This is a genomic window from Micromonospora chaiyaphumensis, assembly GCF_900091435.1.
GTDB classification, from domain to species: Bacteria; Actinomycetota; Actinomycetes; order Mycobacteriales; family Micromonosporaceae; genus Micromonospora; species Micromonospora chaiyaphumensis.
This window is the reverse complement of record NZ_FMCS01000005.1, coordinates 274,471-298,176: the sequence shown is the minus strand read 5'-3', so window position 1 is coordinate 298,176 and position 23,706 is coordinate 274,471. Positions and strand designations below refer to the sequence as shown.

The window sequence follows — 23,706 nt, the reverse complement described above, 5'->3', positions numbered from 1 at the left end:
CCCGGGACGACCGGGTTCAGCCGGGACGGCGGGCCTGCCGGGCGCCGGCGGCGTGCAGGGCGATGAGCCCCACGGCGAGCGCCACCAGCGCCGGGCCGAGCGCGGCCACCGAGACCCGGGCCAGCAGCAGCCCGACCGCGGCCGGCACCAGGGCAGCGCCCAGCCCGGCCGCGCCGATCTGGAGGCCGATGGTCCGGTCCGCGTGATCGCGGCCCACCCGTTCCGCCGTGGTGAGGGTGAGCAGCGGGAAGACCGGCGCCGCCGCGAAACCCACCACGAGCAGGCCGGCGACGGTCACCCAGCCCGGGGCGGGCAGCGCGATCAGCACCGCTCCCGCGGCCATGCCGAGCAGGCTGCCCCGCAGCACGCGGGCGCTGCCCAGTCGCTCCGCCACCAACCCCTGCACCACCCGCCCCACGAAGAGGCTCCCCCAGTAGCCGGAGACGCAGAGCCCGGCCACCCCGGCGGAGAGCCCGCGCCCCTCGGTGAGCAGCAGGAAGGCCCACAGGCCGGTGGACACCTCGATCGCCACGTAGACGGCGAAGGCCGCGCCGCCCAGCCACACGGCCGGCAGCCGCAGCGTCGCGCCGATCGAGGCCCGCCGCGCCGGCGCGGCCGGGGCGGGCTCGCCGGGAACCACCTGCGGCGCGATCGGATCGGGCGGCAGGGCCGCGCCGGGCGCCGGGTCGCCGCGCCAGAGCCGCACGGTGAGCGCGAACGCGGTGGCCAGGGCGAGCTGGGCGACGGCCACCAGGGCGTATCCCCAGCGCCAGCTCAGGCCGGCGCCGAGCACCCCGGTCATGATGAGCGGCCCGATCGCCACCCCGAGCCCGAAGAACGCGTGCATCCAGTTCATGTGCCGGGGGCCGAAGGCGGCGGCCGCGTACGCGTTGAGTCCGGCGTCGATCGCGCCGGAGCCGAGCCCGAGCACCAGCGCGAAGCCGACCATGACGGCGAGCGCGGGGGTGGACGCGTACCCGGTCAGGGCGACTCCGGCCAGCAGGGTGCTGCCGGCGAGCAGCCAGCCGACGCCGAGCCGGGCCAGGGTGAACCCGGCGAGCACGCTGGAGGTGAGGTACGCCACGGTGCCCGCGGTGAGCACCACGCCGACCGCCTCGGTCGGCACGTCCAGGTCGAGCCGGATGGAGGGCCAGCCCACACCGATGAGGCCGTCGGGCAGCCCGAGGCTGACGAAGGCCAGGTAGGCCAGGAGCAGCAGGGACGGGCGCGGCGGAGCGGGGGCGTGGGACACGAGGCACCATCCTGCCGAAGCCCGCACCGGCCCTTGCGGACCGGTCGGACGGCCGGTGACGTGGCGCTCAACCGAACCGACAAAAAGTAAGATACGGACGGTTGGGAAAACGGACAGCCCATCCAGAATCGGCCGAACGGCTGACGGCGATGCCCCTGGCCCGCGTAAGACTTTCGGGATGCAACAGGGCTCCGGTTTCCTCTCCCAGCGTCAGCGCCGCCTGGCGTGGCTCGGCTTCCTGCTCGCCGCGATCCAGGCGCCCGTCGCCGCCAAGCTGGTCGACGACAGCTCCTGGCTGTTCAGCCTCGTGGTGGCGCTCATGGTGGCGACCGTGATCATCGCCGACGACGGCGTACGCCGCACGGCGCAGGCCCGCTCCTCCGACTGATCAGCCCTCGGCGGGGCGCGCCTCGTGCCCCGGCCGCCCCGGGCTCCGGCGGCGTTCCTTCATCTCCGCCTCGTAGAGGTGCCGCCGGCCGCCGACCAGCTCGTCGCGGGCCCGCCGGTCCAGCTCCCGGAAGAGCGCGTAGTACCCGTCGTCGAAGTCCTCGACGATCTGGAAGGTCCAGCGTCCCGCGATGACGTTGCGGCCGAGCAGGTCCTCCTCGATCCGCCCGGCCAGCTCCGGGTGCCCGGCGGAGCGGAAGAGCGTCACGGCGTCGTCGAGCATGAGGTCGGCGTGCCCGATCAGCTGGTGCAGCGAGTAGAGGTGCCCGCGAGCCCGCTCGACGCACTCCAGTGCCTCGCTGAGCTTGCCCAGGGCCTCGACCGTGGCGTCGCTCACGCCCGCCGGCCGGCGGTGCGCCCGGTCCGGTCCGTCGACCTGCTGTCCCATTCCGTTCCTCCACGGGGTCGGCTGCGCCCTCTGCGCGGTTTCCCTTCTGCCCCGGGACGCACGGCTCAATCCCGGCGGATGGGGCAGGGCGTCACCAGGACGACCCGGGCATCGGCCGGTCGGCCGAGGTCGGCCCGCTCCCGGCGGGGCTAGCCTCGGTCACCATGCGTGTGCCGAACAACCGGGTGGCGACCCGTTCCGCGGCGGTGGCCGCGAGGTCCAGCCTCACCACGCTCACCGCCTCCGTCGGCACCGCCGGCCTCGCCGCGGCCGCCGCCAACCCCGGCCTGCTCGCCGCGGTCGACCAGCACGCCGCCGGCGTCCGCGACAGCCTGGACGGCGACCGCCGCCCGCTGACCGTGGCGGCGCTGGCCGGCTACGCCGACGGGGTGCGCGACGCGGCGCGGGAGCACGGCTGGGAACCGCCGGCCGAGCCGGTCGACTGGGCCGAGCCGGACTGGGTGCTCACCCGCCTGCTCGCGGTCTGCCTGCTGACCCGCGCGCTGGACCCCCGCGACCTGGCCTGAGACACGGCGAAGGGTGCCCGCGATCGCCCCGCGGACACCCTCGTCGCCCCTGTCTCTCAGCCGTTCGGCCGGCGGAACTGCTGGGTCTCGTCGCCCACGTTGCCGGACCGGTACGTGCCCTGCGCCCCCGACATCGACGTCTGCGGCGCGGCCGGTGCGGGCTGACCGCCCCGGTCGGCCATCTGCCGCTCGTAGTCGCTGCGACCGGCACCCTGCGCCTGGCGCTGCTGCTGGAACGCCCGGGACTCCTCGGCGGCCCGGTTGAGCCACCCCTCCCAGCGGTTCTGCATCGGCTTGATGAGACCACCGCCCACGCCGACCACCAGGATGCCGGCGATGGTGCCGAGGAACGCGATCAGCACCGGCGTGGTGACCGTGGTGGCGATGCCCACCTGGTTCAGCGCGGCGATCACGCCGAGCGCCAGGATGAAGACCGCCGTCAGGTCGGCCAGCACCCGGCCGTACGAGAGCCCACCGAGGGCACCCGAGACCAGGTCCCGCACCGCGTTGGCGATGGCGGCGGCGATGACCACGATGACGATCGCCACGAAGGCCCGCGGCAGCCAGGACACCACACCCCGGATCAGGTCACTGATCGCGTTGGGTCCCCACACCCCGAAGGCGAACTGCAGGGTGAACAGCAGGACCGCGTAGTAGGCCAACTTGGCCAGGATGTCGCTGGCGTCGTATCTCGTGCGTTCGAGCGCGCGTTTGATGCCGCCACGTTCGACGGCGCGGTCGAATCCCACCCGTTCCAGTGCCGCGTCCACGATTTTGAGGACGGCTCGGGCGATGAGCCAGCCCACCACGAGGATCGCGATGAACGCGATGGCCCTCGGGATGAAGAGCAGCACCGACCTCCAGAAATCGGTCAGGGCGTCACCGATGTCGGCCTGCCCGACCGCGAGGGTTTTCGGCATGTTGTCCCTCCTGTCGCGTGAACTGCGCCGCCCGCATACCCGGTCGTGTCGGCGGCACGCCGAGCCGACCCGGGGCAATTTCCCGACATGCCCGGTCTAACCGGCCTTGACCTGCCGTAACACCCGCTCGCGGGCCGCGCGGCCGCCGACGCGCGCGCGTGCTCGAAACCTGACCGCCAGGCTCCGGTTAGGCTGCGGTCATGCCAGGCACCGTCGGGCGGGTCCCCTCGCCATCAGCGCCCACCCCGGGAGCGCCCGCCGGACCGGGCGGAACCGGGTCCGGCGCGGCCGCCGTCCTGGCCCATCCGTGGGCGGACACGCCGCTCGGCCCGCCGGACAGCTGGGACCCGGCGGTCCGCGCCGTGGTCGACCTGGTGCTGGCCTCCCCCGTGCCGATGGCCCTGCTCTACGGCGAGGACCTGGTCCTGCTCTACAACGACGGGTACGCGGAGCTGATCGGCGAGCGGCACCCGGCGGCGCTGGGCCGGCCGGCGGCGGAGGTGTTCGCCGACCTCTGGCACGATCCCGACGTCGGCGAGGTGGTCACCCGGGTCTACCAGCGGGGCGAGCCCTACCTGGCGCGGGAGGCGGTGCTGCCGGTCGACCGGCAGCAGGGGGGTCCCGCCGAGCCGGCGGTCTTCACCCGCGGCTACTCCCCGATCCGCGACTCCACCGGGCAGATCATCGGCGTGCTCACCGTGGCCGCCCAGACCACCCAGGTCACCCAGCAGCTGCAGAGCCTGAGCGACTTCGCGGCGGCGCTCTCCGGCACCCTCACCCTCGACGACGTCGCCCGGGTCACGCTGCGCTACTGCCTGCACTCCTTCGACGCCGACCGGGTCTCGTTCGTGGTCGACGAGGGTGCCGCCTGGCGGATGGTCCGCCGGGTCCGGGGCGAACTGCTGGACGAGGCCGACGAGCGGCTCCCGCCGCTGTGGCGGCGGCCGCCCGCCGAGGGGCTCCCGATCGTGGTCACCGCCCGCAGCGGTGTGTCGTCCTTCATCACCGACGGCCAGCCGCTGCGGGACGCCGCGGCGGACCGGCACGACCAGAAGATCCGGGCGCTCGCCTCGCTGCCGCTGCGCTCGACCGTCGTCCGCGGCGCGCTGACCGTCGGCTACCAGACCGCACACCCCTGGTCACCCGCGGAACGCGCGCTGCTCGCCGCCTCGGCGGAGCTGGTCGGCCAGGCCGCCGAGCGGGCCCGCCGCTTCGAGACCCAGCACGGAACGGCCCAGCTGTTGCAGCGCAGCATGCTCCCGGAGCAGCTGCCCGACCTGCCCCGGCTGCGGATCGCCGCCCGCTACGACCCGGGCGTCGACGGCAACGCCGCCGGTGGCGACTTCTACGACGCGTTCGTGCTGCCCACCGGCGCGCTCGGCGTCGTTCTCGGCGACGTGGCCGGGCACGACGTGCAGGCCGCCGCCCGGATGGGCCAGGTACGCGCCGCGCTGCGCGCGCTGGCCCTCTCCGACCCCCGGCCGGACGCGGTGCTCGGCGGCCTGGACCGGCTGGTCGCAAGCCTGGGCACGGAAGGTGGCACCCAGGAACTCTTCGTGACCGTGGTGTTCGGCGTGATCGAGGCCGACCGGGAGCGGATCGTCCTGGCCAGTGCCGGGCATCCCGCCCCGCTGATCCGGCGCTGCCCGGCCGAGGGCGAGCCGGCCGCCGAGTACGTCGAGGTGCCGCCCGCGCCGCCGCTGGGCCTCGGGGGCCACCCGCGGACGGTCACCGTGCCCTTCCGCCCCGGCGACACCCTGCTGCTGTTCAGCGACGGGGTGGTGGAGCGGCGCTGGCAGGATCTCACCGCCGGGCTCACCGGGCTGGGCGCCGCCGTGACCGCCGCGAGCAGCGGCGACCCCCGGGCGCTCTGCGCGGTGGCGACCGCCGCCGTGCCCGGCGCGACCGAGGACGACGTGGCCGTGCTGGCCGTCGAGCACGCGGTCCGGCCGAGCCGGTCGGCCAGCATGGAGGTGCCGGCCGAGCCGACCGCGCCGAGCCGGGTCCGGCACTGGATGACGGCCCAGCTCACCGACTGGCAGGTGCCCGAGGCGGTGGTGGGCGCGGCGGTGCTCTGCACCAGCGAGCTGACCACCAACGCGCTGCTGCACGCCGGCACCGCCGCCCGCGTCGAGATCGACCTCAGCTCGGAGCGCCTGCTGGTCTCGGTCGCCGACTACGGCACCCGCGGTCAGGTGACCCGGGCGCAGACCGACACGCTGAGCAGCCGGGGGCGCGGGCTGGGGCTGATTGAGGAGCTGAGCGACGCCTGGGGCACCGACCCCACGGTGCGCGGCTCGACGGTCTGGTTCGAGATCCTCATCCCCGCGGACTGAGGCACGCGTCGCCGCGGACCCGGGCGGGTAGGAGGAGTGCCATGCCTGACGACAACCGCTGCGGCGTCCTGTTCGACGTGGACGGCACCCTGGTCGACACCACGTACCTGCACACGGTGAGCTGGTGGGAGGCGCTCCGCCAGGGCGACCACCGGGTGCCGATGGCGCGGATCCACCGGGCCATCGGGATGGGTTCGGACAAGCTCCTCGACCACCTGCTCGGCGCGGAGCGGGACCGGGACGCGGACGGCAAGCTGCGCGACACGCACGACGCGCTGTACGCCGAGTACTGGGAGCGGCTGGTGCCGCTGCCCCGGGCCGTGGATCTGCTGCGCGCCTGCGCGGCGCGCGGGCTGCGGGTGGTGCTGGCCACCTCGGCGGCCGAGCACGAGGTGGCCGCGCTGCGGGCCGCCCTCGACGCGGACGACGTGATCGACACGGTCACCTCCTCGGCGGACGCGGAGGAGAGCAAGCCGGCGCCGGACATCCTGGAGGCCGCGCTGGCCCAGTCGGGGCTGGCCGCCGAGCGGGTCGTCTTCGTCGGCGACTCGGTCTGGGACGTCGCCGCCGCCGGCAAGCTGGACGTGCCCTGCATCGGTCTGACCTGCGGCGGCACCAGCCGCGGTGAGCTGGCGGGCTCGGGCGCGGTGGCCGTCTACGACGACCCGGCCGCCCTGCTGGACGGCCTCGCCGACAGCGCGATCGCCGCCCTCACCGACCCGGCGAGGTCGGTGCGGGCCCCCCGCCGGGCCGGTGCGACGGTGACCGGTCCCACCGGGGAGAAGACGGACGCGGAGGCATAGCCGGCACCGCTTCGGGGCACTGGTGACCACCTGCCCGACACCGTGGGCGGCGGAAGGGTGGTGCCGTGGAACCGGTCGATGTCGCGTTCGCGCTGCTGGGCGTCGGGGCGCTGCTGGCGGGCATCCTGCCCCGGCTGCTGGAACGCCGGCCGCTGTCGATGCCGATCGCGTTCCTCGGCCTCGGCATGGTGGTCTTCCTGCTGCCCACCGGGCTGCCGACCCCCGACCCGCTGCGCTGGCCCGAGCTGACCACCCACCTCACCGAGGTCGGCGTGATCGTCGCGCTGATGGGCGCCGGCCTCAAGATCGACCGGCCGTTGAGCTGGGCGCGCTGGTCGTCGACGTGGCGGCTGCTGGCGATCGCCATGCCGCTGTGCATCGCCGCCGTGGCGGTGCTCGGCTGGTGGTGGGCCGGCCTGGTGCCCGCCGCGGCGCTGCTGCTGGGGGCCGCACTCGCCCCGACCGACCCGGTGCTCGCCTCCGACGTGCAGGTGGGCGAGCCGACCGACGTGGAGGACTCGGAGGACGAGGTGCGCTTCGCGCTCACCTCGGAGGCCGGGCTGAACGACGGCCTGGCCTTCCCCTTCGTCTACGCGGCCATCGCGATCGCCACCACGAGCCTCGCCCCGGCGGACTGGCTGGCCCACTGGCTCGCCGTCGACGTGCTCTACAAGCTGGCCGTCGGGGTGGGCGGCGGGCTGCTCGTCGGCTGGCTGCTCGGCAAGCTCTTCTTCCGGGCCCCCAGCAACCTGCGGCTGGCCCGGCACGCGGAGGGCTTCCTGGCCCTCGCCGCGACCTTCCTGGCGTACGGGCTCGTCGAGGTGGTCGGCGGGTACGGCTTCCTGGCCGTCTTCGTGGCCGCCCGGGCGATCCGGGCCGCGGAACGCACCCACGAGTTCCACTCCGTGCTGCACGACTTCGCCGAGCAGGTCGAGCGGCTGCTCACCGTGCTGTTGCTGCTGCTCTTCGGGGGCGCGGTGATCGGCGGCCTGCTCGCCCCGCTGACCTGGCCGGCGGCCCTGGTCGGGCTGGCCCTCGTGTTCGTGGTCCGGCCGCTGGCCGGCTGGCTGTCGCTGCGCGGTGCGCCGGGCCGTCCGGCCGAGCACTGGGTGATCTCGCTGTTCGGCATCCGCGGCGTGGGCTCGTTCTTCTACCTGGCGTACGCCACCAGCAGGACCGAGTTCCCGCAGGCCGAGCTGGTCTGGGCCACCGTCGGCCTGGTCGTGGTGGTCTCGGTGGTGGTGCACGGGATCGCCGCCACCCCGGTCATGCAGCTGCTCGACCGGGAGGGCGAGCGGACCCGGGACGCCTCAGAGCGGGGTCGGACGGACGAACCCGCCCTGGACGGCGTCCGGGGCTGACCGCGGCGCCGGCACCCGGGCGGCCGGCAGCTCCAGGTGCAGCCGCACGGTGGTGACCCCGTCGGCGACGTGCACGTCCACCAGGTCGCAGAGCCGGTGCACCAGCAGCAGGCCCCGGCCGCGCACGCCGGTCGGCGGCGGCGGGATCCGGCCGGCCAGAGGATCGGTCAGCTCGCCCGGGCCGCTCACCTCGCAGACGAGGTCGCCGGCGGCGGCCCAGCACCGGGCGGTGGCCGGGCCGGTGCCGTGGGTGAGCGCGTTGGAGGCCAGCTCGGTGACGGCGATCCGCAGGTCGTCGACCCGTTCGGCGGCGAGCCCGGCGGCCTCGGCGACGGCGGCCACCGCGGCGCGCAGCGACCCGAGGCGCTCCGGCCGGACGGGCTCGGCGAGCGCGTCGCCGGGCGGCGGGGGCAGCGGGCGGGCCAGCCGGCGCAGCACGGACCGGGGCGGCCGGTAGCCGGCGCTGAGCCGGGCCACTCCCCCGCTGACCAGCCAGGGATGGGTCCCGGCAACGTCCGCCAGCGTCCCGGCCGGCAGCCGGGACCGGTCGAACAGGCAGCGCAGTGTGAGCGGCTGGTCGGCGAGGCCGAGGTTGATGATCGCTTCGTGCTCGACGCAGTGCCGGTACGCGGCCGGCCGCCGGCCGGGCCAGAGCGACTCCGCGACGACGCGGACCCGGCGGCCCGGGAACCGGTGGACGAAACTCCGCAGCGTGGTGGCGATGATGGCCGCCGGGTTCCGCCCGATCACCGCCATGTCGGCCAGCTCGACACCGTCGAGCGGGTCGACCACTGGCCGGACCAGGGGCAGCCGGTCGGTGGGCACGGCGACCAGCACCGGCTCACCGACGGCCCGGCCGGCCTCGACGAACTCCTCGACGGCGGCGCGGTAGTCCCGGTCACCGGCGTAGAACAGCGCGTCGTGGCGCAGCCCACCGTCCGGGAACGGAGACCGGTCCACCCCGGTCGTGCCGTCCCCCGGCCGACCGCCGGCACCGTTCACTGCGCGTACACCTCCGCGACGAAGAATACCCGTGGGTGACGGGCCGCCTGCGCGCAGTGGCACCGGTCAGCCACGGTCCGCGAGGAGTCGGGCGGCCAGGGCCCGGCCCAGGTCGCGGCCGGAGCGCCAGGCGCCCTGCACCCGCGGCCGCCCGAAGGCGTCGCCGGCCAGGCCGATCCCGTCGTCGTCCAGGTGGTAGGCGCCGTCGCCGCCGGTGGCCGGGCGGGCGTACGTCCAGCGGTGGACATGGGTCAGCTCGGCCGGCTCGGGCAGGCCGAACAGGTCGCGGACGGCCTGCTCGATCGCCGGGCCGGCGGCGGTGGGCTGGAGCAGGTGCCCGGCGGCGAACTCGGAGGTGGTGTGCGCGACCAGCACCGGGGCGCCGTCGCCGCGCCGGTCGCCGTCGTCGCACACCGAGCTCAGCACGGGATGCCCGTTGACGAACGCGCCGCGGAAGCCGGGCCAGCGGCGGGCCGGGAAGCGCAGCACCCCGGCCAGCGCGGAGGACCAGCGCTGGGCCGCGACCGCCCGGGTGGCCGCCTCGAGCGCCGGGTCGAGCAGCAGGGCGGCCTGCGGACCCGGCATGGCGAGCACCACGGCCTCGGCGGCCCGCCCGTCCACCCGGGGGCCCGGCTCGACCGTCATGACCAGCCGGTTGTGTGCCACCGGCAGGTCACCGGCCAGGTGCTCCACCAGCGAGCGGAGCCCCCGCGGGGCCGCCCAGCGCACCGGCCCGGTGACGTCCTCGCGCCCCTGCGGCCCGTACGCGACCAGCGTGTCGGTCCACTCCCGGGCCAGCCCGGCGGCGCGCCATGCCTCGACCACGGCGGCGAAGTCGGGGTCGTCGACGGTGAAGTAGGCGGCGCCCAGGTCGGCGGGGCGGCCGTCGAAGCGCTTGCTGGCCATCCGCCCGCCGGTCACCCGCGCCCGTTCCCGGACCTCCACCGGGATGCCGGCCCGGGCCAGCTCGGTCGCGCAGGCCACTCCGGCGATGCCCGCGCCGACCACCACCACACCCGCACGGTCCGCCGTCACGCCGATGATCGTAGGCGGCGGCCGGCATGAAGGGCGCGGGACGGGGGTAGTGGTACACGTGTTCGAGGAGAGGTGATCACCATGGCCGACCGCAACAACGGCAGCAAGGCCCCCGTCAACCCGGACGCCGCCGTCAAGGATCCGGACGACTGGGTCACGGGCGACGAGCCGCCGACCGCGGCGCAGGAGTCGTACCTGCACACCCTGGCCCGGGAGGCGGGCGAGGAGGTGCCGGACGGGCTGACCAAGGCCGAGGCGTCCCGCCGGATCGACGAGCTCCAGGCGGAGACCGGTCGGGGCCGGTGAGATCAGCGCGGGGGCAGGCGGTGCAGTTCGACCCGGTCGAGCCGTCCCGCCGCCACCCGCGCGGTCAGGTAGGTCGCGTGGGGCTGGGCCCGCCGGTCGGTGGGCGAGCCGGGGTTGAGCAGCCGCAGGCCACCCGGGGCCACCGTGTCCCAGGGGATGTGGGAGTGCCCGAAGACCAGCAGGTCGCAGTCACCGAAGGCGACGGCGCAGCGCTCCTCCCGGCGGGTCTTCGGCCCGGTCTCGTGCACCACGGCGACCCGCAGCCCGTCCAGCTCGACCCGGGCCACCTCCGGCAGCCGGGCGCGCAGCGGCGGGCCGTCGTTGTTGCCGTACACCCCGACCAGCCGGCGGGACCGGGCCTCCAGAGCGTCCAGCAGGGACACGTCCACCCAGTCGCCGGCGTGCAGCACCACGTCGGCGGCCTCGACCGCCGCCCAGAGCGGTGCCGGCAGGTCCCGCGCCCGCTTCGGCACGTGCGTGTCGGCCATGATGACCAGCTCCATCCCCCGATCCTGCCCGCCGCCCGCCCCGCTGTCGCGCGGGCGCGCCCCACCGTGGCCGGGCGCCGAACTCACGCGCCGGGCATGAAGCCGCTCGGCACGGCCGACCGGCCGCCGAGCCGCGCGGCGGCCGCGGTGATCCGGCCCGCGGCGTCGATCAGCCCGATGTGCGAGAAGGCCTGCGGGAAGTTGCCCAGCTGCTCACCGGTGGCCTCGTCGACCTGCTCGGCGTAGAGGCCCAGGTCGTTGACCCGCCCGGCGAGCTGCGCGAACAGCCGCCGGGCCCGGTCCAGCTCGCCGGCCTCGGCGAGGCCGGCGGCCAGCCAGAAGGAGCAGATGAGGAAACCCGCCGGGTCGTCGTTCCAGCGGCGCAGCAGGCCGTTGCGGGACAGCCGGCGCTCCACCACGTCGATCGTGGCGCGCATCCGCGGATCGGAGGCGGGCAGGAAGCCGACCAGCGGCATGATCAGGACCGAGGCGTCCAGTTCGTCGGAGTCGAAGGCGCCGGTGTACGCGCCGACCCGGTCGTTCCAGCCCCGGCGGAGCACCGCCGCGCGCACCTCGTCGCGGGCGGCCGCCCAGCGCGCCAGGTCGGCGGGCGCCCCGATCCGGGAGCCGAACCGGACGGCCCGGTCCAGCGCGGTCCAGCACTGCACCTTGGACGACAGGTAGTGCCGCTCGGCGCCGCGCGCCTCCCACATCCCGGCGTCGGGCCGGCGCCACTGCTCGGCCGCCTGGTCGGCGAGGGCGTGCAGGAGCTGCCGAACGTCCGCCGACATGGGGTCGAGGTAGTGGCGCATCAGCCACGCCGCGTCGAGGACCTCGCCCAGCACATCGCTCTGCCGCTGCCGCCAGGCGTCGTTGCCGACCATGACCGGCCGGCTGCCGGCGTACCCGGCGAGGTGGTCGAGGTCGTGCTCGGTGAGGTCCCGCTCGCCCTCGACGCCGTACATGATCGGCACCGGCGCGTCGTCGATCCGGCCCATCGCCCGGGCCACCCAGGTGAACTGCCGGTCCGCCTCGTCCGGGCAGGCCGCCAGCCAGAGCGCCTGGAGCGTGAGGCTGAAGTCGCGCAGCCAGACGTAGCGGTAGTCGTAGTTGCGGTCGCCGCCCAACTCCTCGGGGATCGAGGTGGTGGCCGCCGCGACCACCGCCCCGCTGGGCCCGTAGGTCATGCCCTGCACCACCATGGCGCTGCGGCGGACCAGGTCGCGGTAGTCACCGTCGTACTGGTGCAGGTCGGCCCAGGACCGCCAGCCGGTGACGGCGTCGGCCAGCACCTGGTCGGCGTCGGGCAGGGCCGGCGCGCCGCCGCGGTAGGTCGGGGCGTACCCGAGGGTGAAGTGGTGGGTGCTGCCGGCGCGGGCGGTGAACCGCCCGGAGGCGGCGCCCGCACCGCAGGTCAGCGGCACGTTGGCGCGCAACTCCAGCCGGCATCCGCCGGCCGTCGCTCCGATCACCCCGTCGTCCTCGCTGAGGTAGGCGTTGACCCGGCCGTACTCGAAGCGCGGCGCGTAGTCGACCCGCATCGGCACCTCACCCGCGAGCCCCTCGACCACCCGGGCGAGCACCCGCGGCGACCGCCGCCCGATCTCGTGCCCGCGCGCGCCGGGCTCCAGCGCCAGGGCGTCGGTGACGGCCGCCGTCCCGGTGGCGGTGGTGAAGACGGTACGCAGCACGAGCGTGTCGTCCAGGTAGGACCGCGTGCTGGTGAACTCGCCCAGGGGCCGGATGCTCCAGTGCCCGGCCGTGTCGTCGAGCAGCCGCCCGAACACCGACGGCGCGTCGAAGCGGGGCGGGCACCACCAGTTGACCGAGCCGGCGGAGTCCACGAGGGCCGCGCTGTGCCCGTCGGCGAGGAATCCGTGGTCGCTGATCCGTCCGGTCCGCACCCGGATGGCTACCCGGACCGGCGGCCACCATGCGCGGCCATCGGTCGGCGCGGGCGCGTTACCGCCCGACGGGGGTGGGAACGCGGCGGGTTGACGAAGGAGGATGCTCATGACCAGTTCCTCGAGTCCGACCGCGGCCTGGCGGCCCGGGATGCCGGGCAGCGACAACCTCCCGTCCGGTCCGGGCGGCCGTCCGTTGCCGCCGAGCGGGGACGGACACGGGCCCCAGACCGGCCCGCCGACCGTCACCATCGGGTCGTACCCGGACTATCCGTCCGCCCAGCGGGTGGTGGACTATCTGGCGGACAACCGTTTCCCGGTGGAACGGACCGCCATCGTGGGCACCAACCTCACGCTGGTCGAGACCGTGATGGGCCGGCTGACCACGGGCCGGGCCGCCCTGGTCGGCGCGGGCACCGGCGCGTGGTTCGGCCTGTTCATCGGGTTGCTGTTCGGCATCTTCACCGCGGGGAACTGGCTCGCGGTGATCCTGGTGGGCCTGGTGATCGGCGCGATCTGGGGCGCCGTGTTCGGCGCGGTCGCCCACGCCATGACCGGGGGCCAGCGGGACTTCACCTCGGCCAGCTCACTGCGGGCCAGCCAGTACGCGGTCACCGTCGACGCGGACGTGGCCGACCAGGCCCGGCAGCTGCTCGGCCGGATGCACCTGACCCCGACCGGCACCACCGCCCGCTGACCGGTCGGCCCCGACGCCCCGGCGCACCGTCGCGCCGGGGCGTCAGCCGTTTCCGTGGTACGACCGCTCGCCGGCGCGGATCGGCACGTCGACCCGGTTCTCCGGCGGGGCCAGCGGGCAGGCCCAGCGGTCGTCGTAGGCGCAGCTCGGGTTGTATAGGTAGTTGGCGTCGAGCCGCACCCGGTTGCCGGGCAGCACGGTCAGGCCGCGCCCGAAGGTGCCCTTCACCGTGTCGGTCAGGTAACGCCCGCCGCCGTACGCCTCCGCGCCGCAGGTGGCGTCGCGCACCGGCAGGAACAACCCGCCCCCGTACGCCTCGATCCACCACAGGGTGAGCGGCCCCCAGGGCGTCTCGGCGACCGCCACCCGCCGGTAGCGCACCACGCCGTCGGGGCCGCCGGTGTCGATGGTCTCGGTGCCCGAGGCGGGGCGCAGCGGCGCCTCGACCACGGCCCCCGGGTCGGGCGGGAACCAGCGCAGCCCGGTGAAGGCGGGCCGGTCGGCGGCCGGCACGGGGCTGCTGGGGTGGCTGCGGAACAGCTCGTCCCGGGCGGCCCGGAAGCCGGCCAGATCGAGGTCGGAGAGGTAGAGCCGGGCCACCCGCTCACGCCAGTCCTGCACGTCGAGATCATCCACACTCCGACCCTAGCCCGGCATCCTGGTTCAGAGTCGAAAATCACCGCCGGACGACACCAGTGTTGCGCGGCTCACCACCGCGCTGGAGGTCTTGTTTAAATTTTAAATAGTGCTAGTCTCGTGGCCATGACGGAGAGCCTGGACGCCGAGCGGCTGGCCTGCTGGCGCGCCTACATCGAGGCGAGCCAGCGGCTGTTCACCCAGCTCGAGGACGACCTGCGCGACGACAGCCGGCTGAGCTTCGCCGACTACCACGTGCTGGTGCTGCTCTCCGAGGCGCCCGGGCAGCGGTTGCGGATGGGCGAGCTGGCCGGCCGGCTGGTGTTCTCGCCGAGCCGGCTGACGTACCAGATCTCCTCGATGCAGAAGCGCGGCCTGGTGGCGCGGGAGTCCTGCCCGGACGACCGGCGCGGCAGCGAGGCGGTGCTCACCGCCGCCGGGCTGCTGACCCTGCGCGAGGCCGCGCCGCACCACCTGCGCTCCGTGCGCGCCCACCTCATGGACGACCTCGACGACGCCGAGGTCGCCTGCCTCACCCGGGTCTTCGAACGGCTCGGCCGGCGCCTGCGCGCCGACCGGAACGTGTCGTCCACCCCGGCCGACAAGTAAGGAGTCCCGAGATGCCCGCGATCACCGTCGACGACGTCCTCGTCCTGCCCCGCCTGCCGGAGCTCGGCGAGTCCACCACCTACCGGCCGGTCCGCCGGCTGACCACCGCCCCCAGCGGCTTCGAGGGCGAGGGCTTCCCGGTCCGCCGGGCCTTCGCCGGGGTCCCGATGACCGAGCTCGACCCGTTCATCCACCTCGACCAGATGGGCGAGGTCGACTACGCCCCGGGCGAGCCGAAGGGCACCCCGTGGCACCCGCACCGGGGCTTCGAGACGGTGACCTACATGATTGACGGGATCATGGACCACCAGGACTCGCAGGGCGGCGGCGGCACCATCACCGACGGCGACACCCAGTGGATGACGGCCGGGCGCGGCCTGCTCCACATCGAGGCGCCGCCGGAGCACCTGGTGATGAGCGGCGGCCTCTTCCACGGCCTCCAGCTCTGGGTCAACCTGCCCCGGGTGGCGAAGATGAACCCGCCGCGCTACCAGGACATCCGCGGCAAGGAGTCGGCGCTGCTGACCACGCCCGACGGCGGCGCGCTGATCCGGGTGATCGCGGGCGAGATCGCCGGGCACCGCGGCCCGGGCTCCACCCACACCCCGATCACCATCGCGCACGTGACGCTCCAGCCCGGGGCCGAGCTGAGCCTGCCCTGGCGGCCGGACTTCAACGCGCTGGTCTACGTGCTGGCCGGCCGGGGCACGGTGGGCACCGACCGGCGGCCGGTCCACCTCGGCCAGCTCGCCGTGCACGGGCCGGGCGACGCGCTGCGGGTCACCGCGGACGCGCGGCAGGACGCCAACACCCCGGCGCTGGAGCTCTACATCATGGGTGGCCAGCCGATCCGTGAGCCGGTGGCGCACTACGGCCCGTTCGTGATGAACACCCGGGCCGAGCTGGTCCAGGCGGTCGAGGACTACCAGGCCGGCCGGCTCGGGGTGATCCCGGCCGAGCGGATGCCGCACAGCGGCGGCGAGGGCGACCGCCCCTGACCGTTCGATCCGGCGGGCGTCCCGGTTCTCCGGGGCGCCCGTCGGCGGTCTCAGGAGACGGCGAAGATGCCGGCCACCCCGAGGATCACCATCAACAAGACCGCCACGAGCGCCCCCCGTTCCCCCTCCACCGCCTGCTCGCGGTATTCGGTCACGGTGTTCGGCGTCTCGGCGGGCATGCTATGGCCTCCTCGGTTTCGCGATCCAGGGGTCGGTGCACCCCCACGCGAGCGCCCCGCCGACCGAAACGGTCGGCGTGCGGGGCCGTGCCGGGGGTCCTACCGTGAGGACGTTGTCGACCTCGGGGGGCTGGAACGTGACGATGCGACAGTGGTTCCTCTCCGCACAGGAACGCGCCAACCCACGGTCTGAGTTACCCGTCTGGACGAGCGGAAACCTCGCCGAGCCGTTAATTCACGGCGGCGCGTACTTCGACCGGCTGGTGAGCGAGGTGGAGCAGCTCCGGGCCGGCGACCACCTCTTCTTCACCGACTGGCGCGGTGACCCGGACGAGCGGATGCGGCCGGACGGCCCCACCGTGGTGCAGCTGTTCGCCCAGGCCGCCCAGCGCGGGGTGGTCGTCAAGGGCCTGATCTGGCGCTCCCATCTCGACGCGCTCTCCTACAGCGAGGAGGAGAACCGCGACCTCAGCGAGGCGATCTGCGCCGCCGGCGGGGAGGTGCTGCTCGACCAGCGGGTCCGCCGCGGCGGCTCCCACCACCAGAAGCTCGTGGTGCTGCGCCGCCCCGGCGCCCCGGAGCGGGACATCGCCTTCGCGGGCGGGATCGACCTCTGCCACAGCCGGCGCGACGACGCGGCGCACGGCGGCGACCCGCAGGCCGTGGCCATGTCTCCCCGGTACGGCCCGCACCCGCCCTGGCACGACGTCCAGCTCGCGCTCCGCGGCCCGGTCGTCGGGGCGCTGGACACCACCTTCCGGGAGCGGTGGACCGACCCCATGCCGCTGGACTCCGAGAACCCGATGGCCTACCTCCGGGACCGGCTGCGCGGCTCGGACCTGAGCCCGGACCCGCTGCCCGACCAGCCCGCCGACCCGCCGCCCTGCGGCCCGCACCACGTGCAGGTGCTGCGCACCTACCCGGCGGTCCGCCCGCGCTACTCGTTCGCCCCGGACGGCGAGCGGACCGTGGCCCGCGGCTACACGAAGGCGGTCCGGCGGGCCCGCCGGCTGATCTACCTGGAGGACCAGTACCTCTGGTCGACCGAGGTGGCCGACCTCTTCGCCCGGGCCCTGCGCGAGCAGCCGGAGCTGCACCTGGTGGCCGTCGTCCCCCGGCACCCGGACGTGGACGGCCGGCTGGCGCTGCCACCCAACATGGTCGGCCGCGCCCAGGCCCTCGCGCTCTGCCACCAGGCCGCCCCGGACCGGGTGCACGTCTTCGACGTGGAGAACCACGACGGCATCCCGGTCTACGTCCACGCGAAGGTGTGCGTGGTGGACGACGTCTGGGCCAGCGTGGGCAGCGACAACTTCAACCGCCGCTCGTGGACCCACGACAGCGAGCTGTCCTGCGCGGTGCTGGACGAGACCCGGGACGAGCGGGCCCCGGCCGACCCGGCGGGCCTCGGTGACGGCGCCCGGGTGTTCGCCCGGGAGCTGCGGCTGCGGTTGTGGCGCGAGCACCTGGACCGGGATCCGGCCGGCGGCGAGGACCACGACCTGCTCGACCCGGCCGACGCGGTCGCGGCCATCACCTCGGCCGCCGCCGAGCTGGAGCGGTGGCACGAGTCCGGGCGGGTCGGGCCCCGCCCGCCGGGGCGGCTGCGACCGCACCGGCCGGAACGGCTGCCCTGGCGCACGCGACTCTGGGCGCTGCCGGCGTACCGGCTGGTCTACGACCCGGACGGCAGGCCGCTGCGCGCCCGGCGTGCCGGCACCTGGTGAGCCGCCGCGACCGGTTCCGCCGCGGGCAGCGGCTCGTCCAGCGCGTTCGGTCGCGCCGGGTACGCGAACGACACCCGGGGCGAGTAGAAGCCCCAGCAGACCTGTAGCGGGTTGGCCGGCCGGAGCGCGTAGACCGGGTGCTCCGGGGCGAGGAACTCCACCGACTCGACCTCGAACGGCGACACCGGCTCGGCCACGTACGGGTAGTCCGCGACGATCAGCTCGCCGTCACGTGCCGTGAGGTAGCGGTGGTGGCCGTTGTGCGCCTCCGTGCCGGTGTGCCCGACCCGGGCGGTGACCTGGATGAGCGGCCGCCCGTCGGCCCACGTCTCGGCGGTGAGCCGCCCGCCCCGGACGTCGAGCAGGGTCTCCCCCGGCTCCGCCGGGGCGCCCCGGGCGGACGCGTACTGCCGGACGCGCGGGCTGGAGGCGAGGTAGTGCGTCCACCAGCCGCCGGGCGTCTCACCGTCGGGCGGGTCCATGTCCGTGAGTGAGACACCGAGGAAGGTGAGCGAGTACGCGCCGAACCCCGAGGTCTGGGTCTCGTCGTCCACCACGTACTGGCAGAGGAACACCTCACGGTCGGGGTGCGGGCGGAGGCCGGCCGGGACGAGCGCCGCGACCGCGTCGGGGTCCGCCGGGAGCCAGCTGAACAGCAGCGTCCGGGCGTTGACGACGAGTTGCGGAGCGGCGGGATCCAGCACGGTGCCTCCGTAGACGTGTACCACCCTGGACGCTACGGAGGTCCCGTCAGTGGGACAACGACGGAAAGGCGACAGTCTGAGCCGACTGTCGGGTTTCACGTTGACCGGTCGGCCCCCGGGTTCATCCGTCCGGTCAACCGGCCCCGACGGCCACCTGAAGGGCTTCTGTCCTTCTTCGTGGGCTTTAAGACTGAGACACGGCTTAAGTACATCGTACTTTCGGCTAGATTTCCTCCGGCCGATCAGGTTAAGGTGGCTTCCGAACGGCCTAACTGAAGCTAAACCGAAGCGTCACGTCTTTTTTGTTTCGCGGACGAGGTGCAGGGAGGACCACCCATGACCGCGCACACGCTCAGCGAGCCGGCGACGACAACGCCGTCCACCTCCGAGAAGCTCGACCCGAGGGCGCTCACCGACAGCGCCGCCGACCTGCTCAACGCGATGGCGGCCCTGCCCGCCCACCACCCCTCGCGCGCCGCCCTGCGCGACCGGGCGATCGAGGCCTGGCTGCCTCTCGCCAACCACCTGGCCCACCGCTACAGCGGCCGGGGCGAGCCCACCGACGACCTGGCGCAGACCGCCGCCGTCGGCCTCATCAAGGCGATCGACAAGTTCGACCCGTCCCGCGGCGTCGACTTCGCGGGCTACGCCATCCCGACCATCATCGGCGAGCTGAAGCGCCACTTCCGCGACCGCACCTGGGACATCCGGGTGCCGCGCCGCCTCCAGGAGCTGCGGCTGGCCATCTCCGACGCCAACAGCACGCTGCTGCAGACCCTCGGCCGCTCGCCGACCGTCGCCGACATCGCCGGCCACCTCAACCTCACCGAGGAAGAGGTCCTGGAGGGCCTGGAGGGCGCCCGCGCCTACAACGCGGTGTCGCTGTCCACCCCGACCGGCGACGGCGACCGGGCCACCGAGCTGGGCGACATGCTCGGCGGCGAGGACGGCGAGTTCGAGCTGGCCGAGCTGCGCGTCGCCCTCGGGCCGGCGCTGGCCACCCTCGACGAGCGCGAGCAGAAGATCCTCACGCTGCGCTTCTACGGCAACCTCACCCAGTCGCAGATCGCCGAGCAGATCGGCGTCTCCCAGATGCACGTGTCCCGGCTGCTGGCCCGGGCACTCACGAAGCTGCGGGGGCAGCTCGACGGAACGTACTAGGGGGTGGCGGCGGTGGCCGGGTCGGCGGGCCCGGCCACCGTTCGACGTCCACTCCGGCCCGGTCGGCGGTGCGCCGGCCGGGCCGTTCCGTTCAGCGCAGCACCAGCAGGTCCAGCGCGTCGACCACCGGGGCGTCCGGGGTCCGCCGCGCCGCCGCGCGCAGCCGGCGCATCCCCCGGTCGTAGTCGGCGTCGTCGAGCAGCGCCAGCGGGGTGTGCGCGGCGCGCCGCAGCCCGTCGGCCGCCGCCGCGAGCGAGGGGGCGGTGACCTGCGGCACCGGCTCCAGCGCGACCGGGGCGAACCCGGCCGGCTCGAACGCCGCGCAGACCTCGGCCACCGACGGGTAGGCCTCCAGCACCCGCAGCGCCTCCGGGAACCAGCGGAACAGCGTGACGCCACCGCCCCGGCCGGCGAAGACCGACCGGATCAGCACCGGCGCGCCGGGCCGCAGCACCCGGCGCAGCTCGGCGGCGACCGCGGGCAGGTCGGACAGGTGGTGCACCACGGTGGAGAGCCACGCGCCGTCCAGGCCGGCCGCCGCGAGGGGCAGCGCCTCCGCCCGACCGGCCACCATCCCCGGGTACGCCGAGCGGGCCCGCATGGCCGCCGCCGGCTCGATCGCCAGCACGCCCACCCCGTACCAGGCCCGGAAGGCGGCGGCCCACGCGCCGGTGCCCGCGCCCACGTCGAGCACCCGGTCACCGGGCCCGACGGGCAGGTGCCGGGCCACCGCGGCGCGCCAGCTCGCCAGGCCGCAGGCCGGCACGTGCCGGGTCGCCGCGAAGGCCTCGGCCGACGTCTCGTCGTACGCCATCATCGCCATGACCGTCACTCCACGCGAGGCAGCGGTCACGGTCAAGGTGAGAAATCGAACAGGACCCGACGCCGGACGCCCGGCCCGGGGTGCGAGAGTGGGTCCGTGCTCTCCGACGTCTCGCTGGACCTGCCGGTCCGGCCGGTGCTGCCGGCGCTGGTCGAGGCGCTGGACGCGGCCGGCGCGGCGGTCCTCGTGGCACCGCCGGGCACCGGCAAGACCACCCTCGCGCCGCTCGCGGTGGCCGACGAGGTTCCCGGCCGGGTCGTGATCGCCCAGCCCCGCCGGGTGGCCGCGCGGGCCGCCGCGCACCGGATGGCCGCCCTGCTCGGGGAGCGGGTCGGCGACCGGATCGGGTACGCGGTGCGCGGCGAGCGCCGCGTCGGTCCGCGGACCCGGATCGAGGTCGTCACCACCGGCCTGCTGGTCCGCCGGCTGCACCACGACCCGGAGCTGCCCGGCGTCGGCGCGGTGCTGCTCGACGAGTGCCACGAGCGGCAGCTCGACGCCGACCTCGCACTGGCGTTCAGCGTGGAGGCCCGCGGCACGCTCCGGCCGGATCTGCGGCTGCTGGCCATGTCAGCCACCCCGCAGGCGGACCGGTTCGCCGCGCTGCTCGGCGGTGACGCCGCCGCGCCGGTGGTCCGGGCCGAGGCCGCCCTGCACCCGGTGGACCGGATCTGGGCGCCCCCGCCGCGCCCGGTCGCCGCGCCCGGCGCGGGCCGGGTCGACCGCGGGCTGCTGGACCACGTGGCCGCGACGGTGCGCCGGGCGCTGCGCGAGCGGGACGGGGACGTGCTGGTCTTCCTGCCCGGAGCCGGCGAGATCACGGCCGTGGCGGGCCGCCTGGCCGACCTGCGCGACGCGGTCGCCGTGCTGCCCCTGCACGGCCGGCTCCCGGGCGCCGCGCAGGACGAGGCACTGACGCCGCTGCCGGGCCGGCGCCGGGTGGTGCTGGCCACCGCCGTGGCGGAGAGCAGCCTGACCGTGCCGGGGGTCCGCGTCGTGGTGGACGCCGGGCTCAGCCGCGTGGCCCGCACCGACCTGGCCCGCGGGCTGGGCGCGCTGGTCACCGTGCCGGTGTCGCGCGCGGCGGCCACGCAGCGGGCCGGTCGCGCGGGGCGGGAAGCGCCGGGCGCGGTCTACCGGTGCTGGTCCGAGGCGACCCACGCCCGGCTCGCCCCGCAGCCCGAGCCGGAGATCGCCGCCGCCGACCTGACCGGGTTCGCGCTGGAGCTGGCCGCCTGGGGCACCCCGGACGGGGCCGGCCTGGCGCTGCCCGATCCCCCGCCGCCGGCCGCGCTGGCCGTCGCCCGGGACACGCTGGCCACGCTCGGCGCGGTCGACGCCGACGGCCGGATCACCGCCCGGGGGCGCGCCATCGCGGCCGCCGGCGCGCATCCCCGGCTGGCCCGTGCGCTGCTCGACGGCGCGGAACGGGTCGGCGCCGACCGGGCCGCCGAGGTCGTGGCGCTGCTCGCCGAGGAGACGCTGGGCGGCGCCGGGGACGACCTCACCGCCCTCTGGCGCCGGCTGCGCACCGGCGTCGACCCGGCCGCCACCGCCCGCTGGCGCGCCGAGGTACGCCGCCTGCGCACCGCCGTTCCCGCCGCTCGCCCCGGGCCGGACCGCCTGCCCGACGATCTCGCCGCGGGGCTGCTGGTCGGGCTCGCGTACCCGGAGCGGTTGGCGCGGGTGCGGCGGGCGGGCGGGTCCGCGTACCTGATGGCCGGTGGGACCGCCGCGGAGGTGGCGGCCGGGTCGGGGCTGGTGGGGTCCGAATGGCTGGCGATCGCCGTGGCCGACCGCTCCCCCGGCGCGCCGACCGCGCGGGTCCGGCTGGCCACCCCGGTGGACGAGGCGACCGCCCGGGAGGCCGGTGGGCCGCTGCTGCGCGACGCCCGCGAGGTCGGTTGGTCCGGTGGGGACGTGGTGGCCCGGGAGGTGGTGCGGCTCGGCGCCATCGAGCTGGTCGACCGGCCCCTCACCGCACCCGATCCGGCGCGGCTCGCCGAGGCGGTGCTCGCGGGGCTGCGCCAGGAGGGCCTGGCCCTGCTCACCTGGACGCCGGAGGCCACGACGCTGCGCCGGCGGCTGGCCTTCTGCCGGCAGGCGCTCGGCGACGAGTGGCCGGACGTCTCCGACGCCGCTCTGCTCGCCGCGGCGCCGGCCTGGCTCGGCCCCGAGCTGGCCCGCGCGCGCCGCCGGGCGGACCTGGCCCGGGTCGACGTGGCGGCGGCGCTGCGCCGGCTGCTGGACTGGCGGCAGGCGGCGCGGCTGGACGAGCTGGCGCCGGAGCGGCTCCCGGTGCCGAGCGGATCGCGGATCCGCCTCGACTACGCCGACCCGGCCGCCCCGGTGCTGGCGGTGAAGCTCCAGGAGACGTTCGGCTGGCCGGCCGCCCCGCGGATCGCCGACGGCCGGGTGCCGGTGCTGCTGCACCTGCTCTCCCCCGCCGGCCGGCCGGTGGCGGTCACCGCCGACCTGGCGTCGTTCTGGCGGACCGGCTACCCGCAGGTGCGGGCCGAGCTGCGCGGGCGCTATCCGCGCCACCCGTGGCCGGAGGACCCGGCCGGCGCCGAGCCCACCCGGCGGGCCAGCCCGCGCCGGCGCTGACTCCGGCTATTCCTCGACCACGTCCGCGATGACCACGGTGACGTTGTCCGGGCCGCCGGCCCGCAACGCCAGGTCGATCAGCTTGGCCGCGCATGCCTCCCGGTCGGGTTGGCCGCCGAGCACCTCGGCGAGGGTGTCGGGACGGACCACGTTGGAGAGCCCGTCGCTGCACAGCAGCCAGCGGTCGCCGGCCCAGGGCACCATCGTCGCGTAGGTCGGGGAAACCTCGTCGCCCTGCAACGCCTGGGTCACCACGGCCCGGCGGGGGTGGCTGCTCGCCTGTTCGGCGGTGATCACGCCCTGGTCGACCAGCATCTGCACGAAGGTGTCGTCCCGGGTGACCTGCTTCAGCACGCCCTCCCGGAACAGGTAGGCCCGGGAGTCGCCGACGTGCGCCAGCGCCAGGCAGCTGCCCGTGCGGGCGAACAGCAGCGCCGTGAGGGTGGTGCCCATGCCCTGGCGTTCCGGGTCCTCCTCGACCGCCTGCCGGATCCGCGCCGTGGCCAGCTCGATGCCGCCCTGGAGGGCCGCGACCAGCCCGTCCTCGGGGGTCTCCACGTCCAGCGGCGTGACCGCGTCCATCGCGATGCGGCTGGCCAGGTCACCGGCCGCCATGCCGCCCATGCCGTCGGCCACGGCGACGAGCCACCTGCCGGCGTGCTGGGCGTCCTGGTTGCCACTGCGGATCAGCCCACGGTCGCTCGCCCCGACGGAACGAAGCTTCAGGGTCATGGGACGCAGCCTGCCAGTTGGAGGGTTCGGTTGTCTCTAGGAGATCAGGACCATGCTACGTGGC

General features: G+C 75.4%; 24 protein-coding genes. 12 read left to right on the top strand and 12 right to left on the bottom strand.

Annotated features, from left to right (window positions below):
- Positions 1-16: 16 nt before the first annotated feature.
- Positions 17-1,252, bottom strand: coding sequence for an MFS transporter (locus GA0070214_RS15935; RefSeq protein ID WP_244167731.1), 1,236 nt, complete (start codon positions 1,250-1,252; stop codon positions 17-19).
- Between the two features lie 178 nt (positions 1,253-1,430).
- On the opposite strand from GA0070214_RS15935, the gene GA0070214_RS15930 reads away from it, so the two are divergent.
- On the top strand, positions 1,431-1,640 hold the full coding sequence (locus tag GA0070214_RS15930) for a hypothetical protein (protein ID WP_091263536.1): 210 nt from the start codon (positions 1,431-1,433) through the stop codon (positions 1,638-1,640).
- On the opposite strand, the gene GA0070214_RS15925 is transcribed toward GA0070214_RS15930, so the two are convergent.
- Complete coding sequence (locus GA0070214_RS15925) at positions 1,641-2,087, bottom strand: hypothetical protein (RefSeq protein ID WP_091263534.1); 447 nt, start codon at positions 2,085-2,087, stop codon at positions 1,641-1,643.
- A gap of 164 nt (positions 2,088-2,251) precedes the next feature.
- Between GA0070214_RS15925 and GA0070214_RS15920 the strand changes: the two genes are divergently transcribed.
- Entirely contained in the window at positions 2,252-2,614 is a 363-nt protein-coding gene (locus tag GA0070214_RS15920) for a DUF6401 family natural product biosynthesis protein (protein WP_091263527.1), read from the top strand.
- A gap of 56 nt (positions 2,615-2,670) precedes the next feature.
- Here GA0070214_RS15920 and GA0070214_RS15915 read toward each other — a convergent pair whose 3' ends face one another.
- On the bottom strand, positions 2,671-3,534 hold the full coding sequence (locus GA0070214_RS15915) for a mechanosensitive ion channel family protein (protein ID WP_091263526.1): 864 nt from the start codon (positions 3,532-3,534) through the stop codon (positions 2,671-2,673).
- Positions 3,535-3,734: 200 nt separating this feature from the next.
- Between GA0070214_RS15915 and GA0070214_RS15910 the strand changes: the two genes are divergently transcribed.
- From GA0070214_RS15910 to GA0070214_RS15900, 3 genes are all read left to right on the top strand, one after another.
- Positions 3,735-5,870: an ATP-binding SpoIIE family protein phosphatase gene (locus GA0070214_RS15910; protein WP_091263524.1), complete on the top strand. Its 2,136-nt coding sequence runs from the start codon at positions 3,735-3,737 to the stop codon at positions 5,868-5,870.
- A 41-nt stretch (positions 5,871-5,911) separates the two neighbouring features.
- Positions 5,912-6,673: an HAD family hydrolase gene (locus GA0070214_RS15905; RefSeq protein ID WP_091263522.1), complete on the top strand. Its 762-nt coding sequence runs from the start codon at positions 5,912-5,914 to the stop codon at positions 6,671-6,673.
- 65 nt (positions 6,674-6,738) lie between these two features.
- Positions 6,739-8,034, top strand: coding sequence for a cation:proton antiporter (locus tag GA0070214_RS15900; protein WP_091263520.1), 1,296 nt, complete (start codon positions 6,739-6,741; stop codon positions 8,032-8,034).
- Here GA0070214_RS15900 and GA0070214_RS15895 read toward each other — a convergent pair.
- Positions 7,984-9,036, bottom strand: coding sequence for an anti-sigma factor RsbA family regulatory protein (locus GA0070214_RS15895; RefSeq protein WP_167364278.1), 1,053 nt, complete (start codon positions 9,034-9,036; stop codon positions 7,984-7,986). The genes GA0070214_RS15900 and GA0070214_RS15895 overlap by 51 nt on opposite strands.
- A 66-nt stretch (positions 9,037-9,102) precedes the next feature.
- Positions 9,103-10,050, bottom strand: coding sequence for an NAD(P)/FAD-dependent oxidoreductase (locus tag GA0070214_RS15890; protein ID WP_091263516.1), 948 nt, complete (start codon positions 10,048-10,050; stop codon positions 9,103-9,105).
- Between the two features lie 102 nt (positions 10,051-10,152).
- Here GA0070214_RS15890 and GA0070214_RS15885 point away from each other — a divergent pair, with 102 nt between their 5' ends.
- Positions 10,153-10,377 (top strand): DUF3072 domain-containing protein, encoded by a 225-nt coding sequence (locus tag GA0070214_RS15885; RefSeq protein WP_091264012.1) that lies wholly within the window; start codon positions 10,153-10,155, stop codon positions 10,375-10,377.
- Between the two features lie 2 nt (positions 10,378-10,379).
- On the opposite strand, the gene GA0070214_RS15880 is transcribed toward GA0070214_RS15885, so the two are convergent.
- Positions 10,380-10,880, bottom strand: a complete 501-nt coding sequence (locus GA0070214_RS15880; protein WP_091263515.1) for a metallophosphoesterase family protein — start codon at positions 10,878-10,880, stop codon at positions 10,380-10,382.
- A 68-nt stretch (positions 10,881-10,948) separates the two neighbouring features.
- Positions 10,949-12,769, bottom strand: coding sequence for a glycoside hydrolase family 15 protein (locus GA0070214_RS15875; RefSeq protein ID WP_091263513.1), 1,821 nt, complete (start codon positions 12,767-12,769; stop codon positions 10,949-10,951).
- Between the two features lie 109 nt (positions 12,770-12,878).
- Here GA0070214_RS15875 and GA0070214_RS15870 point away from each other — a divergent pair, with 109 nt between their 5' ends.
- Complete coding sequence (locus GA0070214_RS15870) at positions 12,879-13,466, top strand: general stress protein (RefSeq protein ID WP_091263512.1); 588 nt, start codon at positions 12,879-12,881, stop codon at positions 13,464-13,466.
- A 42-nt stretch (positions 13,467-13,508) separates the two neighbouring features.
- Here the strand turns inward: GA0070214_RS15870 and GA0070214_RS15865 are convergent, their stop codons facing one another.
- Entirely contained in the window at positions 13,509-14,102 is a 594-nt protein-coding gene (locus GA0070214_RS15865; protein ID WP_091263509.1) for a DUF1684 domain-containing protein, read from the bottom strand.
- A gap of 126 nt (positions 14,103-14,228) precedes the next feature.
- Here GA0070214_RS15865 and GA0070214_RS15860 point away from each other — a divergent pair, with 126 nt between their 5' ends.
- Both GA0070214_RS15860 and GA0070214_RS15855 read left to right on the top strand, forming a co-directional pair.
- Complete coding sequence (locus GA0070214_RS15860) at positions 14,229-14,711, top strand: MarR family winged helix-turn-helix transcriptional regulator (protein ID WP_091264009.1); 483 nt, start codon at positions 14,229-14,231, stop codon at positions 14,709-14,711.
- 11 nt (positions 14,712-14,722) lie between these two features.
- Complete coding sequence (locus GA0070214_RS15855) at positions 14,723-15,709, top strand: pirin family protein (RefSeq protein ID WP_091263506.1); 987 nt, start codon at positions 14,723-14,725, stop codon at positions 15,707-15,709.
- 50 nt (positions 15,710-15,759) lie between these two features.
- Here the strand turns inward: GA0070214_RS15855 and GA0070214_RS32810 are convergent, their stop codons facing one another.
- Positions 15,760-15,888 (bottom strand): hypothetical protein, encoded by a 129-nt coding sequence (locus GA0070214_RS32810; RefSeq protein ID WP_255474581.1) that lies wholly within the window; start codon positions 15,886-15,888, stop codon positions 15,760-15,762.
- Between the two features lie 137 nt (positions 15,889-16,025).
- Here GA0070214_RS32810 and GA0070214_RS15850 point away from each other — a divergent pair, with 137 nt between their 5' ends.
- Positions 16,026-17,615, top strand: coding sequence for a phospholipase D family protein (locus GA0070214_RS15850; RefSeq protein ID WP_091263504.1), 1,590 nt, complete (start codon positions 16,026-16,028; stop codon positions 17,613-17,615).
- Here GA0070214_RS15850 and GA0070214_RS15845 read toward each other — a convergent pair.
- On the bottom strand, positions 17,564-18,319 hold the full coding sequence (locus tag GA0070214_RS15845) for an acetoacetate decarboxylase family protein (protein WP_091264004.1): 756 nt from the start codon (positions 18,317-18,319) through the stop codon (positions 17,564-17,566). The genes GA0070214_RS15850 and GA0070214_RS15845 overlap by 52 nt on opposite strands.
- Positions 18,320-18,655: 336 nt before the next feature.
- Here GA0070214_RS15845 and GA0070214_RS15840 point away from each other — a divergent pair, with 336 nt between their 5' ends.
- Positions 18,656-19,480, top strand: coding sequence for a SigB/SigF/SigG family RNA polymerase sigma factor (locus tag GA0070214_RS15840; RefSeq protein WP_091263502.1), 825 nt, complete (start codon positions 18,656-18,658; stop codon positions 19,478-19,480).
- Between the two features lie 91 nt (positions 19,481-19,571).
- Here the strand turns inward: GA0070214_RS15840 and GA0070214_RS15835 are convergent, their stop codons facing one another.
- Positions 19,572-20,303 carry a class I SAM-dependent methyltransferase gene (locus GA0070214_RS15835; protein ID WP_091263499.1) on the bottom strand — a complete coding sequence of 244 codons (732 nt, stop codon included), beginning with the start codon at positions 20,301-20,303 and terminating at the stop codon, positions 19,572-19,574.
- A 96-nt stretch (positions 20,304-20,399) separates the two neighbouring features.
- Here GA0070214_RS15835 and hrpB point away from each other — a divergent pair, with 96 nt between their 5' ends.
- Complete coding sequence (gene hrpB, locus GA0070214_RS15830; RefSeq protein WP_091263497.1) at positions 20,400-22,910, top strand: ATP-dependent helicase HrpB; 2,511 nt, start codon at positions 20,400-20,402, stop codon at positions 22,908-22,910.
- A gap of 6 nt (positions 22,911-22,916) precedes the next feature.
- Here hrpB and GA0070214_RS15825 read toward each other — a convergent pair whose 3' ends face one another.
- Positions 22,917-23,642 (bottom strand): PP2C family protein-serine/threonine phosphatase, encoded by a 726-nt coding sequence (locus tag GA0070214_RS15825; protein WP_091263495.1) that lies wholly within the window; start codon positions 23,640-23,642, stop codon positions 22,917-22,919.
- Positions 23,643-23,706 lie beyond the last annotated feature (64 nt).

Coding starts and splice junctions, on each gene's coding strand:
- GA0070214_RS15930 (WP_091263536.1), top strand. CDS start 1,431: ATGCAACAGGGCTCCGGTTTCCTCTCCCAGCGTCAGCGCCGCCTGGCG.
- GA0070214_RS15925 (WP_091263534.1), bottom strand. CDS start 2,087: ATGGGACAGCAGGTCGACGGACCGGACCGGGCGCACCGCCGGCCGGCG.
- GA0070214_RS15920 (WP_091263527.1), top strand. CDS start 2,252: ATGCGTGTGCCGAACAACCGGGTGGCGACCCGTTCCGCGGCGGTGGCC.
- GA0070214_RS15915 (WP_091263526.1), bottom strand. CDS start 3,534: ATGCCGAAAACCCTCGCGGTCGGGCAGGCCGACATCGGTGACGCCCTG.
- GA0070214_RS15910 (WP_091263524.1), top strand. CDS start 3,735: ATGCCAGGCACCGTCGGGCGGGTCCCCTCGCCATCAGCGCCCACCCCG.
- GA0070214_RS15905 (WP_091263522.1), top strand. CDS start 5,912: ATGCCTGACGACAACCGCTGCGGCGTCCTGTTCGACGTGGACGGCACC.
- GA0070214_RS15885 (WP_091264012.1), top strand. CDS start 10,153: ATGGCCGACCGCAACAACGGCAGCAAGGCCCCCGTCAACCCGGACGCC.
- GA0070214_RS15880 (WP_091263515.1), bottom strand. CDS start 10,880: ATGGAGCTGGTCATCATGGCCGACACGCACGTGCCGAAGCGGGCGCGG.
- GA0070214_RS15870 (WP_091263512.1), top strand. CDS start 12,879: ATGACCAGTTCCTCGAGTCCGACCGCGGCCTGGCGGCCCGGGATGCCG.
- GA0070214_RS15860 (WP_091264009.1), top strand. CDS start 14,229: ATGACGGAGAGCCTGGACGCCGAGCGGCTGGCCTGCTGGCGCGCCTAC.
- GA0070214_RS15855 (WP_091263506.1), top strand. CDS start 14,723: ATGCCCGCGATCACCGTCGACGACGTCCTCGTCCTGCCCCGCCTGCCG.
- GA0070214_RS32810 (WP_255474581.1), bottom strand. CDS start 15,888: ATGCCCGCCGAGACGCCGAACACCGTGACCGAATACCGCGAGCAGGCG.
- GA0070214_RS15840 (WP_091263502.1), top strand. CDS start 18,656: ATGACCGCGCACACGCTCAGCGAGCCGGCGACGACAACGCCGTCCACC.
- GA0070214_RS15835 (WP_091263499.1), bottom strand. CDS start 20,303: ATGGCGATGATGGCGTACGACGAGACGTCGGCCGAGGCCTTCGCGGCG.
- GA0070214_RS15825 (WP_091263495.1), bottom strand. CDS start 23,642: ATGACCCTGAAGCTTCGTTCCGTCGGGGCGAGCGACCGTGGGCTGATC.